At 66.8% G+C, this 18,833-nt stretch carries 19 protein-coding genes; 4 read left to right on the top strand and 15 right to left on the bottom strand.

Features of this window, described 5'->3' with window-relative positions; genetic code table 11:
* Nucleotides 1–35: 35 nt before the first annotated feature.
* Together A5787_RS18040 and A5787_RS27415 are read left to right on the top strand one after the other, a co-directional pair.
* Nucleotides 36–689 (top strand): TetR/AcrR family transcriptional regulator, encoded by a 654-nt coding sequence (locus A5787_RS18040; protein WP_066969416.1) that lies wholly within the window; start codon nt 36–38, stop codon nt 687–689.
* A gap of 9 nt (nt 690–698) precedes the next feature.
* The gene (locus tag A5787_RS27415; RefSeq protein ID WP_066969414.1) at nt 699–887 is read left to right on the top strand and encodes a hypothetical protein; all 189 of its coding nucleotides are present in this window, start codon (nt 699–701) and stop codon (nt 885–887) included.
* Between the two features lie 135 nt (nt 888–1,022).
* Here the strand turns inward: A5787_RS27415 and A5787_RS18030 are convergent, their stop codons facing one another.
* The 12 genes from A5787_RS18030 to A5787_RS17975 form a co-directional block, all read right to left on the bottom strand.
* A complete protein-coding gene (locus tag A5787_RS18030) occupies nt 1,023–1,520 on the bottom strand; it encodes a type II toxin-antitoxin system Phd/YefM family antitoxin (RefSeq protein ID WP_082977295.1) in 498 nt (165 codons plus the stop codon).
* A 209-nt stretch (nt 1,521–1,729) separates the two neighbouring features.
* Nucleotides 1,730–3,280 (bottom strand): MlaD family protein, encoded by a 1,551-nt coding sequence (locus A5787_RS18025; RefSeq protein WP_066969410.1) that lies wholly within the window; start codon nt 3,278–3,280, stop codon nt 1,730–1,732.
* Nucleotides 3,274–4,443 carry a virulence factor Mce family protein gene (locus A5787_RS18020; protein ID WP_369829137.1) on the bottom strand — a complete coding sequence of 390 codons (1,170 nt, stop codon included), beginning with the start codon at nt 4,441–4,443 and terminating at the stop codon, nt 3,274–3,276. Before A5787_RS18020 ends, A5787_RS18025 begins: the two co-directional genes overlap by 7 nt.
* A complete protein-coding gene (locus tag A5787_RS18015; RefSeq protein WP_066969408.1) occupies nt 4,440–6,002 on the bottom strand; it encodes a virulence factor Mce family protein in 1,563 nt (520 codons plus the stop codon). The genes A5787_RS18020 and A5787_RS18015 overlap by 4 nt, the downstream gene beginning before the upstream one ends.
* Complete coding sequence (locus A5787_RS18010) at nt 5,999–7,558, bottom strand: virulence factor Mce family protein (RefSeq protein WP_066969406.1); 1,560 nt, start codon at nt 7,556–7,558, stop codon at nt 5,999–6,001. The genes A5787_RS18015 and A5787_RS18010 overlap by 4 nt, the downstream gene beginning before the upstream one ends.
* Complete coding sequence (locus A5787_RS18005) at nt 7,555–8,595, bottom strand: virulence factor Mce family protein (RefSeq protein ID WP_066969404.1); 1,041 nt, start codon at nt 8,593–8,595, stop codon at nt 7,555–7,557. Before A5787_RS18005 ends, A5787_RS18010 begins: the two co-directional genes overlap by 4 nt.
* Nucleotides 8,592–9,908, bottom strand: a complete 1,317-nt coding sequence (locus A5787_RS18000) for an MCE family protein (protein ID WP_066969402.1) — start codon at nt 9,906–9,908, stop codon at nt 8,592–8,594. The genes A5787_RS18005 and A5787_RS18000 overlap by 4 nt, the downstream gene beginning before the upstream one ends.
* A gap of 6 nt (nt 9,909–9,914) precedes the next feature.
* Entirely contained in the window at nt 9,915–10,682 is a 768-nt protein-coding gene (locus A5787_RS17995) for an ABC transporter permease (protein WP_369829136.1), read from the bottom strand.
* A 106-nt stretch (nt 10,683–10,788) separates the two neighbouring features.
* Nucleotides 10,789–11,502 (bottom strand): MlaE family ABC transporter permease, encoded by a 714-nt coding sequence (locus A5787_RS17990; RefSeq protein WP_369829138.1) that lies wholly within the window; start codon nt 11,500–11,502, stop codon nt 10,789–10,791.
* A gap of 450 nt (nt 11,503–11,952) precedes the next feature.
* A complete protein-coding gene (locus A5787_RS17985; RefSeq protein WP_066969396.1) occupies nt 11,953–12,624 on the bottom strand; it encodes a TetR/AcrR family transcriptional regulator in 672 nt (223 codons plus the stop codon).
* Nucleotides 12,625–12,884: 260 nt separating this feature from the next.
* Entirely contained in the window at nt 12,885–13,202 is a 318-nt protein-coding gene (locus tag A5787_RS17980) for a hypothetical protein (protein ID WP_066969394.1), read from the bottom strand.
* 167 nt (nt 13,203–13,369) lie between these two features.
* Nucleotides 13,370–14,692: an acyltransferase gene (locus A5787_RS17975; protein ID WP_066969392.1), complete on the bottom strand. Its 1,323-nt coding sequence runs from the start codon at nt 14,690–14,692 to the stop codon at nt 13,370–13,372.
* A gap of 54 nt (nt 14,693–14,746) precedes the next feature.
* Here A5787_RS17975 and A5787_RS17970 point away from each other — a divergent pair, with 54 nt between their 5' ends.
* Together A5787_RS17970 and A5787_RS17965 are read left to right on the top strand one after the other, a co-directional pair.
* The gene (locus A5787_RS17970) at nt 14,747–15,718 is read left to right on the top strand and encodes an aldo/keto reductase (RefSeq protein WP_066969385.1); all 972 of its coding nucleotides are present in this window, start codon (nt 14,747–14,749) and stop codon (nt 15,716–15,718) included.
* Nucleotides 15,703–16,695, top strand: coding sequence for an NAD-dependent epimerase/dehydratase family protein (locus A5787_RS17965; RefSeq protein ID WP_066969383.1), 993 nt, complete (start codon nt 15,703–15,705; stop codon nt 16,693–16,695). The genes A5787_RS17970 and A5787_RS17965 overlap by 16 nt, the downstream gene beginning before the upstream one ends.
* Here A5787_RS17965 and A5787_RS17960 read toward each other — a convergent pair.
* The 3 genes from A5787_RS17960 to A5787_RS17950 all read right to left on the bottom strand — a co-directional run.
* Nucleotides 16,692–17,801 carry an NAD(P)-dependent oxidoreductase gene (locus A5787_RS17960; RefSeq protein WP_066969381.1) on the bottom strand — a complete coding sequence of 370 codons (1,110 nt, stop codon included), beginning with the start codon at nt 17,799–17,801 and terminating at the stop codon, nt 16,692–16,694. The two genes, A5787_RS17965 and A5787_RS17960, sit on opposite strands and share 4 nt — an antisense overlap.
* Nucleotides 17,802–17,807: 6 nt before the next feature.
* Complete coding sequence (locus A5787_RS17955; protein WP_066969461.1) at nt 17,808–18,326, bottom strand: nuclear transport factor 2 family protein; 519 nt, start codon at nt 18,324–18,326, stop codon at nt 17,808–17,810.
* A 67-nt stretch (nt 18,327–18,393) separates the two neighbouring features.
* On the bottom strand, nt 18,394–18,833 hold a 440-nt coding region (locus tag A5787_RS17950), incomplete at its 5' end, for an acyl-CoA thioesterase II (RefSeq protein ID WP_197507237.1).

The raw sequence follows: 18,833 nt of genomic DNA, 5'->3' as shown, positions 1-18,833 counted from the left end.
GACGAAATCACCAGAAGTGAGGCATACTGCTGAAGATGAGCGCGATGCCGGATGGCGCGGAGGCGCCCAGCCGTTTGGAACGGCGCAAACAGCGCACCAGGGCGGCCCTGATCGGGGCCGCCCAGCGGTTGATCGCCGAGGGAAAGGTCAATGTGCCGGTCCTGGAGATCACCCGGGTCGCCGACGTCGGGATGGGCTCCTTCTACAACCATTTCGACAGCAAGGAGCAGCTGTTCGAGGCGGCGGTCGCCGACGTGCTCGACGCGCACGGGGCCATGCTGGACCGGCTCACCGAGTCGATCGACGACCCCGCGGAAACTTTTGCCACCAGCTTCCGGCTGACCGGCCGCCTGTTTCGTCGCCGCCCGCAGGAAAGCGAGATTCTGTTGGCCAACGGGGCGGCGCTGCTGTCGTCCGAGCGCGGCCTGGCCCCCCGGGCGTTGCGTGACATCAGGGCCGGCGTCGAGGCGGGGAGGTTCACGGTCGACGACCCCAAACTCGCCCTCGCGATGGCCGGTGGCGCGCTGCTAGGTCTCGGGAAGCTGTTGCGCGACGATCCGGATCGCGATGATGCGCGCGCCGCCGACAGCGTCACCGAAAACGTGCTGCGCCTGTTCGGGCTCAGCGCCGCCGAGGCGCACGCGATCTGCCAGCGCCCGCTTCCCGACGACGCGTTCTCCCGGCCTTAGCGGTGTCGCGTGTCGGTCGACCACACGTTCGCGCAGCCCGGGCACTGCAATTTGACCAGCGTCGCGCGATTGCTGAGCAAGTACTGCCAGTGCGCGCCGCAGTTGCGGCGACTGCGGCATTCGGAGCACCTGTTGCGGCCCCAGCCGCAATTCGGGCACGCCAGCCAGGCGCGGCGGGATGGATCGGCGTGGGGATGAAACGGGAACCTCAGCGGCACGGTAAGTAAGCCCTCCTATGTATTGCTTAGGGTAGCCTACCCACATCAATCGCGCGAAACGGCGCGGCGTCGTCAGGGCCGGCCGCGGCTCACGGCCGCGGTGGTGACTGGGCCGTCAGGCCCCTTTGCGGGCGTCGTTCCCGCCGGCCGCCACGATGTGCGCAACCAGCTTGCCGCCGCGGATGACCTCGATCGTCTGCCCGGCCGCGACCTTGTCGAAATAGCGCCCCGCGCGCTTTCGCAGCTCATCGAGCTCGATTCGCCGCCCGGCGTTGGCCGGTCGCGGGGTCATCATCGGGTCACCGGCCGACACGATCCGCGCCAGTAACCTGCCGCCACGCACGACATAGATCGTCTCGCCGGCCGCCACCCGGTCGAAGCAGCGCCCGGCGCGCGTTCGCAGTTCCTCGAGCCCGACCCAGCCACCGGACTCCGCCGCGGAAACTTTGACGGATCGCGCCGGGATCGGGGCCACCCGCCAGTCGCCGACGGGCACAATGCGCGCCACCAGCTTGCCGCGCCGGACCACATCGATCGGCTCCCCGGCGGCAACCCGCTCGAGATACGTACACGCGTCGCTCCGGAGTTGGCCAAGGCCAATCACTTCCGGCATGTCACTCCGATCTGGCTAGGTCACCGGCGGCCGCGGCGGGACACCCGATCATTCAAGTATATGACTGTACGTGCGGTCAGTGTCAAACTTTGGGCGGGCGTGCGGGGCGGCCGGCCGGGATCGCCCGAGGGGCCGCAAGGCTCGCATCGTCGAGGGCCGGGAAGGTTGTGAAAAGCGCTGTAGATCAACGGGATTGAACACGACGCTAATCAGCGCGTCGGCGTCAGCATGTCCTTCCACCCGTCGTCGCCTGTTTTGGTCGAATTTTCGACCGCGTACTTGACGCCGTCGGGCCCGACCAGCGCGCCGCTCTGGGGGTTGTAAACGGCGGCGGGAGGGCCGCCCGGCGTGTAGACGCAGGGGTTGGGCTGCTGCCCATTGCACTGGACCGTCCCCGATCCCGGCCGCTGCAACACATCGCTGACGGGAGGCGGTGTGCCCGCGACCCGGTCGGAAGGCGCCGGGTTGAGCCCGTTGTTGACCGACGGCGCCTGTATCACCTGGCCCGGTTTCACTGGTTGGTCGCAGCGCGCGGCGGGGGCCGGGCAGGTCAGGATCTGGTTGGGGTCGCCGTACCACGGGTTGGTGCCCGCCGGAACGTACGGGTTGGGGTCGCGGCACTCCCGGGGCGTCGCGGCACGTTTGCCGGGGACGTCGACACACGGCAGGTTGCGTGCCCCGCGCACGGCGTTGGCCGGAGCGTCTTGCGGGATCTTGCAATAGGTTCCGGACGGCATCGGCACCAGGCTGGTATCCGCCGGAGACCGCCACTCGGCTGCCGGGAGAAAACCGGTCAGACACGGCGGCGGCTGGTTGATCGTCAGCGAGGTGCCGAGCGACGCGTAGCCCGGGAAGGGCGTCGTCACCGTCTGGCCTTCCGAGGCGCCCTGCGGGTAGGCGACCAGCAGTTGCTCGACGCCTTTGTGGTAGCGCTTGAGCAAGTCCAGCACGATCTCGAGATTGGCCAGCGTCTGCGGCAGCGATTCGCGGACGTCGCCGAACACCGCGTTTACCTGATCGGCGGTCGGCGCGCCCTGCGTCAGGATGCTGCGCAGGTGCTGGTCGTTTCCCGCGCTCTGCGCGGCCAGGACGTCGAGGTTATGGGACCAGCTCTGAATCGAGTCACCCGACTCGACCTGGCTGTCGATGATCGGCCCGGAATTTTGGATGATGTCGTTGATGTCGGAGATGTTGGTCTTGAAGTCGCCGGCGATCGCCTGCGTCGCATCGACCAGGCGCTGCAAGGCGGGGCCCAATCCACCTACAGCTTGGGCTGTTTCGTCGAGCAGCGCGGAGATCTTCTCCTTGGGCAGCGCGGCCAGCCCGCGGTTGGCGGCATCCACCGCCGGCCCGATCTCGGTGGGCACGGTGCCGCGGGTGATGGTCTGTCCGGGCGCGAAGTACTTGCCCGGGTTCCCGTTCGACACCAGGTCCAGATACTGCTCGCCGACCGCCGACACCGAATGCACGTTGGCCGACGCGTCAATCGGGATCTTGTAGCGGTCGGCGATGCGCATGGTCACTCGCGCGCCCGTCTCGGTCGGGTCGACCGCCGTGACCTTGCCGATGGTTTCACCGCGATAAGCCACGTTCGCCGTCTCGTACAGGCCGCCCGATGCGGGCAGGTCCGCGTTGAGCGTGTACTGGCCGATCCCGGCCGCAGTGGGAATTTGCAGGTAGTAGCCGCCCAGCACCACCGCCGTGACCGCGGACAGGATGGCGAACATGATCAGCTGACGCTTGATGAAGGGGGTCAGCATTGCCGATCCGCCCTTTCCACCAGCGGGCCACCGGGGGCGTCGTTGGGGTTCGGCGTGTACCGGACGTCGGGGATCATCGTTTCGGGGTCGCGACCCCACGACTGCTCGAGCGCGCGCAGCGCTCCGGAGAATCCCGTCCCGGTGAGGATCGCGTTGTCGACGGAGCTCATGGTCAGGTCGAGCGTCAGCGACAGGTTGAAGTAGTCGCCGCGGAACGCCTTCGGCACGGCGTCGATGTCGAACGGCCGGACGAGGATCAGCTTGAGTGCCCGGATCAGATATGGCGCGGAACGGCCGAGTTCCCGCAACGGGCACTGCAGCGCCAGCAGGTTTTCGTGGAGGTCGCTCCGCGAGGCGGACAGGTATTGGTCCGCTACCTGGCTGAGCCGTCCCGTTGCGTCAACGGCGTTGATCAGCAGGCTTTGCTTGTCGGCGAAATGCTTGAGCAGCGGCGGAAATTCGGTGAGGACCCGATCCAGAACGTCCGAGCGGGGGCCCACGTACGCCAACAGCCGGTTGGTGGAGTCGATGGCCCGGGTGATGTCGGTGCGCTGCTCGTCGAGTCTGGCGGTGAAGGTGTCCAGTTTGCCGAGGAAGGCGCGGATCTGGTCGGCCCGCCCGTTGACGATGTTGTAGACCTCGTTCTGCAGCACTTCGAGGTTGGGGATGCCGCCCCCGCGCAAGATCATGGCGAGGCTGGCCAGCGTCTGCTCCGTCGTGGGATAAGCCGACGCGTTGCTCAGCGGGATGGTGTCGCCGTCCCTCAGCGGCTGCGGGGACGGATTGGGGGGCGCGGCCAGCTCGATGTGTTGAGATCCCAGCAGGCTGGTCTGCCCGATTTTGGCGGTCGCGTTCCTGGGTAACTTGACGCCCTTGTCCAGACGTAGCGTCACCGTCGCTATCCAGTTCTTCAGGCTGATCGCGCGCACGGTGCCGACGAACACGTCGGCCACCCGCACCCGGCTGTTGTCGTTCAGGGCCAGCGTGTCGGGTATCTGCACGTAGACCGTGTAGTTGCCGGGCCCGCTGCCCGGGCCGCCGGGCATCGGCACGTTCGCGATCCCGTGCCACTTCGCGCACGATGTCAGTGTCACGACGGCAGCCAGGAGCACCAGTCCCTGCCGCGCCCGGTACCGGAACCGAATGACCAAGGCGCGCATCATGATCCGGCTCCCGTCGAGGCGGCCGACTGCGCGGGAGTCGGGGCGACGGGCCCGGGGACCACGCCCGGCGCCGGGGGCGGCGGCGGGATCGGCACCTGCGGGGCCTGCACGCCGATCGGCGGCAACACCGGGTTCTCGTCGTAGGCGTTCGGCGGCCCCGGCGGCGTCTGGAGCCCCGACGGCGGGGGTGCGGTGTCCGGGCCGCCCATCAATTCGGCCAGCGAGTCGGGGGTCAACAGGCCGCCCGTGATCGGTCCCACCTGGGTGCCCTGCATGCCCGGCGCGACGACCCAGCCGGGCTGGGTATTGCGATGGGACAACGGAGTGTCGGGCACCCAGATCCCGGGCACGGTGGTGTCCTTGTACCCGTTCGGCGGCTGCAGCCGGGGCTCGGAGTAGGCGACTTCCTTCGGCAGCGTCTCGGCGGGGGTAAACAGGTTCAGTCCGAACGGCAGGTAGTTGAACTTGATCGAGTCGAGAACCGGCGCGAGGTACTGGGCACACAATTCGGCCGAGTCTTGGTACCCGAGCCGGCTGCCCGCTTGAATCATGCTGCAGACGAACTGCATTGGATTCGCGAAGTTCGGGATCGCCGGAATGGACATGACCGCGCCGTGCGCCGGGTGGTAAATCTGGCTGAGGTTCGTCTCCAGCGTCGGCAGCACGTGCAGCGCGGTCTCCAAACCGTTCAGCGGATCGGGTTGGACCAACGTGGTGGTCAGGTTGGCGAGGTTGTCGACGTCGTGCGCGAACACCTCCCGGTTCTTGTCCAGGAACGGGCGCAGGGTGGACAGCAGGCTGTCGAACTGCTGTAGCGCATTGGCGAGGTCATGGTCGGACCCCGTCAATTCGTCGGTGAACTGGGCCAGGTTGGTGTTCAGCGCGACGAACTGCCGGTCGTCTTTGTGCAGGGCGTTGACGAACTGCGCCAGGCTGCGCACCACCGCGAAGAAGTCGCCGCGACCCTCGTTGAGCGCGGTCAACGCCTGCGACAGGCTGTTCAGCGTGGTGTTGATCTGCTCGCCTTTGCCGGCCAGCCCGTCCGCGAACGACTCGATGGCCTCACCGAACGGGCCCTTCGGCTGCTCGGGAGTCGGTCCGAGTTTGTCGATGACGTTGGCGACGCTTTCGCGCAGTTGGTCCCACTCCGTCGGCACCTGCGTGCGCTCGATGGGAATCACCGCGTTGTCGGCCATCACCGGACCACCTCTGTAGGGCGGCTCCAACTGAATGTTGCGCGACGCCACCAGGGTTGGGTTCACGATCACGGCGGACGCGTTGGCGGGGACCTTGTACTTGTTGTCGTAGTGAAACGTCACCTTCATCTTGTCGCCGGCCGGCTCGATCTTGTCGACCGAACCCACGCGAACGCCCATGATCTGGACCTTGTCCCCGGCATAGAGCGCGTTCGCCGAAGGGAAGTAGGCGACCACGGTGTTGGTGCTGAATTCGTCGTACAGCCGCAACCCGACGAACCCCGCGAGCAGGGCCAGCGCCACGATCACCGCCCCGATGACTCGCCGGGACCGCAGGCCGCGAAAACTAAAGGCGGTGCTCAATTCTGGCTACCTCCCGCTGCGCCGCTACCTCCCGTGCCGCCGGGGTTGATGAACGGTGCCGGCAGCTGCTGGCCGGGCCCCGGCGGCGCGGGTGGCCCCGGTGGCAGCCCAGGCGCGAATGCCGACGGCGGTGGGACAGGGCCGGGTGGTTGCAGGTTCTCGGTGCGCGCGCCGGGTGGCGCCTGCGTGGGCAGCGGCACCGGTGTGCCCGGCACCTCCGGGGGCGGTGCGCCCGGCCGCCCGGCGATCGCGATCCCGGGGGTAAGTGGTAGGCCGTTCGGGTTCGGCGGGGACGCCTGGACGTCGATCGGCGCCGGGAAGCTGCCGCCGAACGGGCCGATGTCTATGCCCGCGCACGGCAACGGGTTCCACGGCCGGGGCGCCGCGCCGGGGGGCGGGGTGTACGAACACGCCGTGCCCGGCGGGACGGCCGGACCGGGGTGATCCGGCGTGCCTTCCAGCACCGGGGGAGCGGGCGGCGGCGCACCGTTGGGGAACCGGGTCCCGTTGGGGTCGGGCCAGCGGAACTCGGGCAGCCCGGCGCTGCGCCAGAAGTCCTCCGGGTCGAGACCGCGCTTCTTGAAGGCGGCGTCGACGAACGGCTGCAGGATCCAGTACGGCAGCAGGTTGGAAAGGACGATCTTGAAGTAGGGTCCCGACGCGACGGATTCACCGAGCGACGCGGCGAATTTGCTTACGTACGTGAGGGTTTGAGCCAGGTCGTCTTTGCGCGCCACCAGCACGTCGCTGATGGTGCGTAACTGCTCCAGCACCGGATTGAGGTTCGGGTTGTCGTTGATGAACCCCTGCACCTGGGCCGAGAAGGCGGAGATGTTCTGCAGCAGAGCGGAAATGGCGCGCGCGCGTTCGTTGAACGCGGCCAGCAACGTCTTCGCGTTGACCAAGAGCCGGTTGATCTGTTCGCTGCGGTCACCGAGCACGCTGGCAACCTGATGGGCCTGGGCGAGCAGGTGTTTGATCTGCTCGTCGCGTTTGCCGATGGTGTCGGAGAATTTGGCCACCCCGTCGAGGGTGGCGCTCAGGTGCGGGTAGGTCTGGTCGACGGTCTGCGACAAGACGTTCAGCGAACGCTTGACGGTGTCGATGTCCCAGCCCGCGGCGGCCTTGGTGATGTCGAAGTTCGCGTCGTAGAGCTGATACGGGGTGGTGCTTTGGCCCAGTGGCAAAATGCCCCTCGGCCGCAACGTCTGGGTTCCCCGCGGCTCGATCTCGAGCACCTTCTTGCCCAGGATGGTATCGGTCTTGATCGCGAGCCGACTTTCGGTGCCGATGGTGTTGGGGCCGATGGAAAACTTGATGAGGACGTGGTCGCCGTCGATGTCAAGCCCCTCCACCTTGCCGACGTTCACGCCGGAGATGCGCACCTTGTCGCCCTTGTTGAGTTGGCCGGTGTCGGTGAACTGCCCGTAGTAGCTCGGAGTGGCAAACAGCATCGGGACGCTGGTGAAGCTTTGGCCGACGACGACCGCGATCACCAGCACGGTGATTCCCATCAGCCCGACACGGCTGCGGTTGAATTCCGTCAGGGTTCTCATTGCGGCGTGCACCTACCGGTGGGCTGTTGCCAGATCCGGACCGTGCGGACCGGGCCGCCGGCCTGCAGCCCGTTCCACTTGATCGTGAGGTCGCAGAGGTAGAAGTTCACCCAGTCTCCGTAGAGCCCGATGCTGCGCCCGATCAGGTTGAGCGCGGTCGGCGTCTTGTGGATCAGATCGCTGAGTTGATCCTTTTGATCGACGAGCGGCTGCTGGAGGGCCTGCAGGTAGTTGATCGCCTTGTGCAGCAGGGCGCGGTTGTCCGCCAGCAGGTCGGCCACCGTTCCCGCGGCATTGCTGATGTGCGCGGTGCCGGCGGCCAACGGGTCGGCGTGGTTTTGCAGTCCGATGATCAATTTCTCGAAGTTGTCGACGGTCTGGTCGAATTCCTTGCGATGCCGAACCGTGGTGTCTAGCACGATGTTCAGGTTCTTGACCACCTCGCCGATCGCCTGGTCGCGTTCGGCGATGTGCGCGGTCAGTTGCGCGGTCTGGTCGAGGATGTCGTTGATGGTGCCGCCCTGACCTTGAAACACGGTGATGAGCGCCGACGCGATGGTGTTGACCTTCTCCGGATCCAGCGCCCGGAACAGCGGCTTGAAACCACCGATCAGGGCGTCGAGATCCAGCGCCGGCGAGGTGCGAGACATCGGGATGAAGCCACCCGGCGGCAGGACCCGGTCGGTGCCTTCGCCCTCGCCGCGTTTGAGTTCCAGGTAGCGGTCGGCGAACAGGTTGAGATAGCGGATCTGCGCGGTCGTCGACTGATAGAGCGTTATCGAGCGGTCGACGTCGAACTTCACCACCGCCTTCCGGCCCCCGTCGACCAGTTGCACCGCCTTGACCTTGCCGACCTCCACCCCGGAGGCGCGAACGAACTGGCCGTTTTTCAGCCCGCTGGCATTGTTGAACTCGGCGGAATAGCTGTTGGTGCTGTTGAAGCGCATCTGAGCGAACACGACGACGATCGACACGGTGATGAGCAGCAGCACCAGCGAGACGATGCCGAGTTTGATAGCGGAGCCGGTGAGCTTCATGGGTTGATCGTGTTGTCCCCTACTTGGCGGCCCCACACGTACTCGATGGCGTACGGCGAGCCGGTGTCCAGGTGGTTGTACGGCGCCAGACTGGCGCCGGTGTCCACGACCAATTCGGGCGCCGGCCACAGGTCGTGGGTGATGCCCTGCCAGCAACCCGGCGCGCCGCCCGGCCCGCCGCGAGCGTTCACGCGCGGCAGGTTGTCCGGAAACACATAGGGATTCGGCGCCCCGCCCACCAGTCCGGCCAGGCCGAGCAGGCCCATCGTGGCCACCGTGCCGGCCAGCCCCGGCAGCGACAGGATGCCGCCCAATCCCGACGTCAGCTCGGTCATGGTTCTCAGCGCATAACCGTTACCGCCGCCCGTCGTCGCGTAGGCCGCGGGTTCTTCGTCGTAGTAATTGCGGATGGTGCAGAAGATTTCGGGGCTATAGGTGTCGAGCAGTTGGGCGGTGGGAACCAGATCGGCGGTTCCCCGCTGCAGGTAGGGGCCGCCGCGCCGGAAGATGTCTTCCCCCGTGTTACCCAACCCGGCCGCGGCCAACAGCGCGGCATCGAGGTCGGCTTCCTGCCGGTGCAGCGTGCGCGCCGTGATCACGGCGTTGTTGAGGGAGTCCAACAGGTCCGGTGCTGCTTTGGTGTAGGTGTCGCCCAGGGCCGCCAGCCGCGCAATGTCGTGTCGGAGCTGCGGCATCTGCGGATTGATGTCGTCGAGGATGGCGTTGGCGTTGACGATCGACTGCCCGAACTTGTCGCCCAAACCGGCCAATGCCTGCGCGGCCGCGGCCAGCGTCAAGTTCACCTTGACCGGGTCCACCTTCTCCGCGATCGAGGTGATCGTTCCAAACAAGGTGTTGAACTCCGTCGTCACCGACCTCGCGTCGATCACATGCTGTGGTGTGATGCGTTGTGGCGTTGGGTTTTTCGGTGAGGTCAACGCCACGTACTTGTTGCCGAACACCGTGGTGGCCTTGATATTGGCCTCCACATTGGCCGGAATCAGGTTGATGTATTTGGGAGTGACGTCCAAGACGAACTGGGCCGCGGGTGTGCCATCACGCTGAATCTCCGAAATGTTGGCCACCCGACCGATTTCCACCCCGTTGTAGGTGACCTTCGACCCCGGATCCATCACCAAACCTGACCGGGGAGCGATCATCGTCAAGGGCGTCTTCGGCGTGAGCTCGCCCCGGAACTGCAGCCACACCAACGCCAACACCACCAAGGCGACCACCAAGAACACCGCGGCGGCCGTCTTGTACGGCGGGATACGCGGCGGGTTCTCCTTGGATATCGGGGCCGGGGCTGTCATTGGCGGCTACACGGTGAGGTTGAAGTTCGGGCTTTTTCCGTAGACCGCCATCGCCGTCAGCACCACCACGACGACGATCGTGATCAACGACAGCCGCATCGACCGGCCGACCGCTTCGCCGACGCCGACCGGCCCGCCACTGGCGTTGTAGCCGTAGTAGCAGTGGGTGGTCATCACGACCACCGCAACGAGGATCACCTCCGCGAACGACCAGCCCACGTCGTTGAGGCGCAGGAAGGTGTGGAAGTAGTGGTTGTACGTGCCGGCGGACTGCCCGTAGAAGAAAACCGTGGTGACCTGTTGGGACACGAAGGCCAGGGTGATCGCCAGCCCGTACAGCGGGATGATGACGATGAGTCCCGCCACCACCCGGGTGGACGCCAGGTAGGCGACCGACCGGATGCTCATCACCTCCAAGGCGTCGATCTCCTCGCTGATGCGCATGGCCCCCAGTTCGGCGGTGGCGCCGGCGCCCACCGTGGCGGCCAGCGCCTGACCGGCGGCCACGGGCGCCACAAACCGGACGTTGACCAGCGCGGCCAGAAATCCGGTGAAGGCCTCGACGCCGATGTTGCCCAGCGTCGCGTAGCCCTGGATGGCGACCAGTGAGCCCGCGGACAGGGTGATGAAGCCGACGATGGCGGCGGTCCCGCCGACGACAGCCATCGCGCCGCTGCCCATCCCCATCTGGGCGACCATCCGCAGCAGCTCTTTGCGGTAGCGGTGCAGGGCGAAGGGGATCTGCCCGACGGCGGCCATTGCGAACCAGACCATCTGCCCGAGCTCGACCAGTCCCCGGACCGGGGCTTCCCCGTATCGGATGAGGGTGGCCCGCGGAAAGTGGACACGAGCTGGTGTCGCTACTGAAGTCGCGGCCACGTCAGCGCCCCGTCCCAAACCGGACACCGATGGTGGTCAGCGCCGCATTGACCGCGAACAGCGCGATGAAGCAGAGCACCACCGTCTCGTTGACGGCCGTGCCGAGACCTTTGGACCCACCATGGACGATCAGCCCGCGGTAACACCCGACCAGACCGGCGATCAGCCCGAAGGTCGCGGCTTTGATGAACGCGATCACCACCTCGGGCAGGCCGGTCAGCGCCGTCAATGTGGACAGATACGCACCGCTCGAGACGTTCTGCAGGTAGACGCTGAACAGGTAGCCGCCCCCCAGGCCGACGGCGACAACCAGGCCGTTGAGCAGGACCGCGACGATCGTCGAGGCGACGACGCGGGGGACCACCAGCCGGTGGATCGGGTCGATGCCGAGCACCTCCAGTGCGTCGATTTCCTCGCGGATGGTGCGCGCGCCGAGGTCGGCGCAGATCGCGGTGCCCCCGGCTCCGGCAACCACGAGCACCGTCACGATCGGGCCGAGCTGGGTGACCGCGCCGATCGCGGCACCGGCACCGGAGACGTCGGCGGCGCCGATCTCGGCCAGCAGGAGGTTGAGCGTGAAGATGAGCAGCACGGTTTCCGGGATGGACACCGCAATGGTGGGCAGCAGCGAGACCCGCATGAGGAACCAGCCGGTCCAGATGAATTCACGCCATTCGAACGGCTGTCGCAGGGCTTTACCGGTCAGCACGCACATGCGGAAGAACCCGCCGGCCACTTCGGTTCCCGGCCGGATCCTCTGGAGTGCTTTGCTGCCAATCGCGTTGGAGGTAGTCATGGGCGTCGGCAATCCCGACGGGGGATGAGAGCCCAGCTCATACTTCGCGAAAAATGTTGCTGTAGAAAGTATTTCGAAGCCCGCGCGGATCGCGGCGACCTACGGCGCAACGACTCTGGACGTGCGGCGCATTGCAGCGCATCACTTCGCTCCCGACGCCGGCCGGCGGTCTCTGCCTCCACGCTGCATGTCGTGTTCGCTTGCCCCACCCAGCAACTATGGCATTAGACCGTACGGTCAGTCAATAAACGCGGTCGTCGGCGGTCCGCGACGAATCGCCTTTGAAATGGCTGTCGCCGCCCACGGGGCGTGCGCGCGTTCGCGTGACGGCAATTGCCGTCCGGCGCACGCTATTCCGTCGCTATGCGGTCAATCTGCGGTGGCACCTGCCGCGGCGAGGCTGTCGCGCACCACCGCAACGACGTCCGCGGCCGGGTTAGCCCACCTGCTGAGCCCCAATCGGTCGAGCAGCAGGCCGCCGAGGAACACGTCGACGAAGGCCGCACCGACTTGTTCCGGTGTCCGCGAATCCGCGGGATGGAACCACACCCACATCCACTCCAGCGATCCCCACAGCTGCAGCGCCGCCAGTTCGACGTCCACCGTGCGGAAGACGCCGATCTCGATGCCGTTCCGGATCTCGTCAATCGCCAGCGTTTGCAATTGATGCCGCAACTTGCGCACTTGCTGCATGGCCGGGTCATCGGACAACTGCACTACCTCGCGCTGGCTTGCCACGGTCGCATCGCGTTCGGTCACCTGCAGCAGTGCGGAGGCATAAATGATCGCGGCGATGCGTTCGTGCGGCGCGGCCAGTCGTTCCCACACCATCCGCAGCACATCGAGCTGGCGGGCCAGGTGTGTTTCTTCGAGCTCACGCAACATCTGCACTTTGGTCCCGAAATGATGGACGATGGTGCCCTTGGACATCCCGAGTTCGTCGGCGATATCGCCGATATTCGTTCTGTCGTAGCCACGTTCGGCGACGTAGCGGACAAAAGCGTCGAGAATTTCGCCGCGTCTTCCAGGCGATCTGGGCATCTTGAACTCGACCCTTCGGCGTGGACTAACCGTACGAACGGTCTATCATAACCCGCGGCCCACCGAAACCCGTCCCGCAAATCGTCGGGCGCGCGGCCGTGTCCGTTCGCATCCAGGGGTCATGCGCCCGGCGCCACGGAATGCTGCGCCTGTGATGGATCGTGCAGGGGCGCGCGAGCGCAGCTCGCTACGCCAAACGCGCCCGGGAGGCCGCGGCGTGAGAAGGCTCGAGGTCAGAGCTGCCCGGTATGCGCGGGAGGTCAGCAGGGCCTGAGATGCCCCGCACCCTGGGAGCTGTCCGGTGCGGTGATCACGTACATGTTCGCACCGGGCGCGGATTTGATGTCGCCGGCGGCGTACACGGTCATGAGCTCCCTGCCATCGCCGTCCGCAACGCATACATAAGTGTCGGTCTCAGCGTCGTATTCAAAGCTGTCCCAGGCCAATACGAAAGCCAGACAGTTGCCGTCGCGATCTGTGACGACAAGCTTGTGCACACCCGAGTCCTTGAGGAGCTCGGTGTCCTGCGCACGCTGCTGGGCGACCTCGTTGTTGTGGAGCTTTAGGCTGTTTAACATCGGTGTACTCCCTTGGCGACGTTGTCTCCGTCTGGCCCGGACGTGTGAAATGGCGCCGAACCTACCGGAAGTCTCCTCCCATATACCGCTCCCGACCAGGGCATTACGGCCCCTGTCAAACGGGTCGTAAGTCGGTCGGCAACGGTTTCAGGGAAGACTCAAATAATTCACCCGCTCGCGCGTGCCGGGTCGGGCGACCGCCGGCCGACCCTGGTGGGGCGAAGCGCGGCCAGCAGCACCCCCAGGGCAAAGACCGCCGCAATCAGCCATGGGAAACGCCCGTCCGGCGCAAAGCCCAGGTAGGCGACGAAATGCAAGCCGGCGGCGGCCAGTGCGACTCCGGCCAGCATGCAGACTTCACCCCAACGATCCGTGAGGGGCACGCCGGGCATGGGCAGCGGGGCGGCGAAGAAGCGCCGCCCCCAATACAGCAACCCCAGCTCGAACGCGGTCACCACGCTCAGGACCAGCACCCACTCCAACCGGGCCAGCCACCACGCCCCGGTGCCCTCCGGCGGCTGCGGCAACAGGCCGGCCGGGTAGGCGACGACCGCGACGATCACAACCGGAATCATGTGCCAGAGGTAGAGCGCCATCACGTTGTCGTTCGCGACGACCAGTGCCCGCTTCACCGGACCCGAGCGCAGCGCGCGGTTCAGCGCCGGCGCGAGCGTCATGACCAGTCCGGCCTGAGCGCATCCGAAGGCCAGCAGCGCCGCATTGGGCGGCGTCGTGTTGTCGATGGTCTGCCCGGGAACGCCGATCATGCTGACCGGGTAGGGTCCCAGCCCGATCAGCAGCGCGAGCGCGATCGCCGAGCAGACCGCGAGCACTGCGGTTCTTCTGCCGGTCAACAGGCCCGCGCGCCAGGCGATTCCGAGCTGGTAGAACGTCCCCCAGCACAGCAGGTAGTTGATCCAGCCGAGGCGGTGCAGGTGGAGACCGATCGCGAGGGCGTCCACCGCCACGACGGCCGCCGCCAGCGCCGCCGGCACCAGGAGTCCCCAACGGTGTTGTGCGGCAATCGCAATCGGTGTCAATGACACCACGATCACATAGACGGCCAGGAACCACAGATGCATGGCCACCGCCCAACCCGCGTATGCAAGCACCGAACCCGCCACGTGCGCGACGCCCAGCATCACCACGACGATCGACACCAGCCCGACGTACACGGCGGTCGGTCCCAGCACCCGGGCCAGCCGATTCCGGAGCCAGGTCTGACGGGACACGCCGTCGGCCTCGTGCCGATGCTTCCAGGACAACGCACTGGCATAGCCGGCGACCAGAAAGAACGTCGGCACCGCCTGAAACGGCCAGGTCAGCCACTGGGTCCACGGCAGGTCGACGAGCGGGTTCTGGCGACCGAAAGATCCGTCGTGGTAGGTCACCGAACCGGCCAGCCAGTGACCCAGCACGATGAGGACCACGCCCGACGCGCGATAGAAGTCGACGGCCAAATTGCGGACCGGTCGCGCGGTGTCGTGCACGAGCGCAACGGTACCCGTCCCGCGGCCCGTGGTTGCTCAGCGCACAATGGGCCCATGAAACGGGCTCATCTCGCCGAACTTGAAGTCGGACGCCTCGGTCTGGGCGCGATGGGCATGTCCGTCGCCTATGCCGGCGCCGGAACCGACGACGCCGAAGCGATCCGGACCGTCCACCGCGCGATCGACCTCGGGGTCACGCTGATCGACACCGCCGAGGTCTACGGTCCCTACGTCAACGAAGAACTCCTCGCCCGGGCCGTTGCCGGCCGGCGAGATCAGGTGGTGCTGGCGACCAAGTTCGGCCTCGTCTCCCACACCGGCCGCGACGGGCTCGACAGCAGCCCGGCCAACATCCGCATTGCCGTGGACGGGTCACTGCGGAGGCTGGCGACCGACCACATCGACCTGTATTACCAACACCGCCTCGACCGAGGCACACCGATCGAAGACACGATCGGGGCGCTGGCCGAGCTAGTCGCCGCCGGAAAGATCCGGCACATAGGTCTTTCCGAGGTCGGCGTCAACACCATTCGCCGCGCCCACGCCGTGCACCCCATCAGCGCCGTGCAATCCGAATACTCGCTGTGGACCCGGGACCCCGAGGATGGCGTCCTCGACGTGTTGCGCGAGCTGGGCATCGGATTCGTCCCCTACTCGCCGCTGGGCCGCGGCTTCCTCACCGGCGCGATCCGCTCCACCGGCGAGCTTCCCGACACCGACTACCGCAAGACCAACCCGCGCTTCTTCGACGAGAACTTCGAGCACAATCTCCGGTGCGCCGACGAGGTGCGTGACATCGCCGCCGACGTGGGCGCCACCCCGGCTCAGGTGGCATTGGCCTGGCTGCTGGCGAAAGGGCCTGACATCGTGCCGATTCCGGGAACCAAGCGGGTGTCGAGGCTCGAGGAAAACGTCGCCGCCGACACCGTCGAGCTCAGCCCCGACCAACTGGCGAGGCTGGACCGCCTCACCCCGCCCGTCGGCGGCCACCACGCCGCCGCGCAAATGGGATGGATCGACCGCTAGTGGGGGCCCGCAAGGAGCTGGTGATCGGCGCCAGCGGTTTCCTGGGATCCCACGTCACGCGCCAGCTGGTCGCGACGGGTGCCGACGTGCGAGTCATGTTGCGGCGCAGCAGTTCGACCAAGGGAATCGACGACCTGGCCGTCGAACGCTGCTACGGGGACATCTTTGACGACGACGCGCTGCGCGCCGCCATGAGCGGGTGTGACGTCGTCTACTACTGCGTCGTCGATGCGCGGATGTGGCTGCGGGACCCGGCCCCGTTGTTCCGGACCAACGTCGAAGGGCTGCGGCACGTCCTCGACGCCGCCCTGGACGCCGACCTCACCAAATTCGTCTACACCAGCACCGCAGGCTCTTTGGCGATCAGCGATACCCGTCCGGTCACCGAGGACGACCCGCACAACTGGGATCAGGGCGGCGCCTACATCGAAGCGCGGGTGGCCGGCGAAAACGTGTTGTTGTCGTACGCGCGGGACAAGGGCCTGCCCGGCGTGGCGATGTGCATATCCACCACCTACGGTCCCGGCGATTGGGCGCCGACTCCGCACGGGTCCTTGCTCGCACTTGTCGCCAAGGGACGCTTCCCGTTCTATTTCGGTTACTCGTCGGAAGTCGTGGGCATCGAGGACGCCGCCACGGCAATGCTTTTGGCCGCGGAGCGCGGCCGCAACGGCGAGCGCTACATCATCTCCGACAAGTACATGAGCATCCGACAGCTGCACGAGATCGCGGCCACCGCGGTGGGCCGCCGGCCACCGCGGATCGGCATCCCGATGGCCACACTGCGCGCCGGTGCGCGGGTCAACGACGCGCTGGCGCGTCTGCTGCGCCGCGACCTTCCCTTCGCCTACGCCGGAATGCGCATGGCGGAGCTGATGTCGCCCCTCGACCACGGCAAGGCCGAACGCGAGCTCGGGTGGAAACCGGAACCCGTCGAGGACTCGATCCGCAAGGCCGCGGTCTTCTTCGCAAGCTAGGCGCTTGTGTCCGTGGCGGCCAGCGCCGCGGAGCCGTACTTCTTCTCGATCAGGGCCCACGGGTCGGCGTACGGGCCGCGCCGCTCGGCCCGGCGCTGCAGCTTGAGTGCGCCGCGCACCAGCGGCCGCAGCATCGGGCCGAGGGCCCGCAACACGATGCGTTGGCGGCCCTGCGATTCGGCGATCCAGGACAGGGTCTGGGGCCAATCGTGCTCTTGGAAGTCGAGCAGCGCCTGCGCTTCGGTGGTGTCGTACCAGCCGGTGAAGCTCCAGCCGCGGTCGTCGCCGGGGTCTCCGGGCAGGCTCGCCGACGGTCCGAGCGGGCCCAGGCCGGCAGCCGTCATCAGGTCGTCCTCGAGGTCGCGCTGCAACAGCACATAGGTTTCGTTGCCGCCGATGAGCAGGACCTTGCCCGCGATCGTCGCCTCACGATCCACGCCGTTGGCGAACGCCAACGCCACGTCGCGGGCATCCACCGCATGCATGCGGTTGTCGCCAGGCATCGAACGCATCAGGGTCAGGTAGTCACCGTTGATGTCGGCCTGCGTATCCGGCGAGATAATCCCGCCCAATCGGTACAGCGCGTACGGCAGGCCGCTCGCCCGGATCGCCGCCTCGGCAAGCACCTTGTCCTGGCCGTACTGATCGATGGGCTGCACCGGCGTGTCCGGCGTGATCCGCTCCGGGTGGCGGTAGGGGTTGCGCGATCCGTAGACCGCCGCGCTGGACGCCATCAGGAACAGCGGGGGACGGGGCAGCGCCGCGGCCGCGGCCAGCAGGTTTTCCGTACCGCCCACGTTGACGCGTCGCGCCAGCCCGGGATTGCGGTACGACGGCGGCGACACGATGGCGGCGAGGTGAATGATCGCCTCGGGCCGGTGGGTCGCGACCAGATCGCGCACCGCCTCGGCGTCCAACAGGTCGACGTAGGCCGGAATCAGCGCGTCGGCGTGTTCACCGGCGCACAATTCTGCTTGCACCGCAAGGGTTTTCTCGGTGCGGAGATCCATCCCCACGACGGTGCGCCCCCGCTCGAGCAGGAGCTGCGCGCATCGCTTGCCGACCTGGCCGAACGCGCCGGTGATCAAAATCGTGCCAACAGTCATCGATGCCTACCGCTCGATCATCCGCCCGGCGAGCTTGCCAGCTACCCGCCGGATCCGAGGGGAAATGTAAACCGAGAACACCGGGGTGACGATGTCCTCGCGCAGCCGGGTCAGCGTAGAGCTCTTGATGAGCCAGTGTCCGGCGACGTTCTCGTAGGTCTCGTGGTAGTGGCCGTAGCCGACCAGGGTCACCCCCGGACCGAAGCGGACCACGTCTTGCAGGGCCCACACGCCGCGCGCCGTCGTCGCCGACGTCAGTTCGATCTCGGGCGCGTGCACCTGGTGGGCGGTCGCCTGTGTTGGGCGTCCGATGCCCCTGCGGGTGAACGCCACGAAATCGTCGGCGCCGCGAATCAGCTTGCCGCCGGCCTTGGACGTGTCGCTGAGGAAATCATCGGTGAACAGGGACCGCCACGCCGCCCAGTCCTTGGCGTCGAGGTACCGACAGTAGCGGGCCTTGAGCTGCTTGATCGCCTCGATGGCCAGCAGCGCGGTGGCGCCGGCGCCGGTGGTCTGCTCCGTCATCGCGGCTCGATCCTGGTCGGCCAGCGCTTCTGCCAAGCGTGACATTTCACGCCGAAACTGTAACCCGTCAACCTTTGAAGTAAACGATCTGATGGGTGGTGGCCAGCAGGACACCGCCCCGGGTCCATACCTGGGCGCTCTGGTCGAAGTAGCCGCCGGAGAAGCGGTGGGCGTGGGCGGTGGCCAGGACGAAGTCACCGCCCACCACGTCGAGCTGGCGCCGATCGGCAAGGAAATAGGTCGTCAACGAGATGGTCCCGGCCGGAATGACCGCACCGCGGCGCAGGAAGACCCGTGGATAGAACACGTCGCTCAGGGCGGCCAGCGCCGGATAGTCGATGGGGCGTTGTGCATTGTCGCGCGCCCACACTGTCGTCGTCGACGAAGCATTGGGTAGCCCGTCGGCGCCGGGGAGCGGGCCTTCGGCGAACCGCATGTCGTAGAGGTCCGCCCAGCGGACGACGTGGCCCATGCCGGTGGGTGTGATCGCTTCGGGCGGGGGCGCGC

It is taken from the genome of Mycobacterium sp. 852002-50816_SCH5313054-b, from assembly GCF_001667185.1.
Taxonomy (GTDB): domain Bacteria; phylum Actinomycetota; class Actinomycetes; order Mycobacteriales; family Mycobacteriaceae; genus Mycobacterium.
Note: the sequence above shows the minus strand (reverse complement) of the source record. Positions and strands in the feature narration are given on the sequence as shown.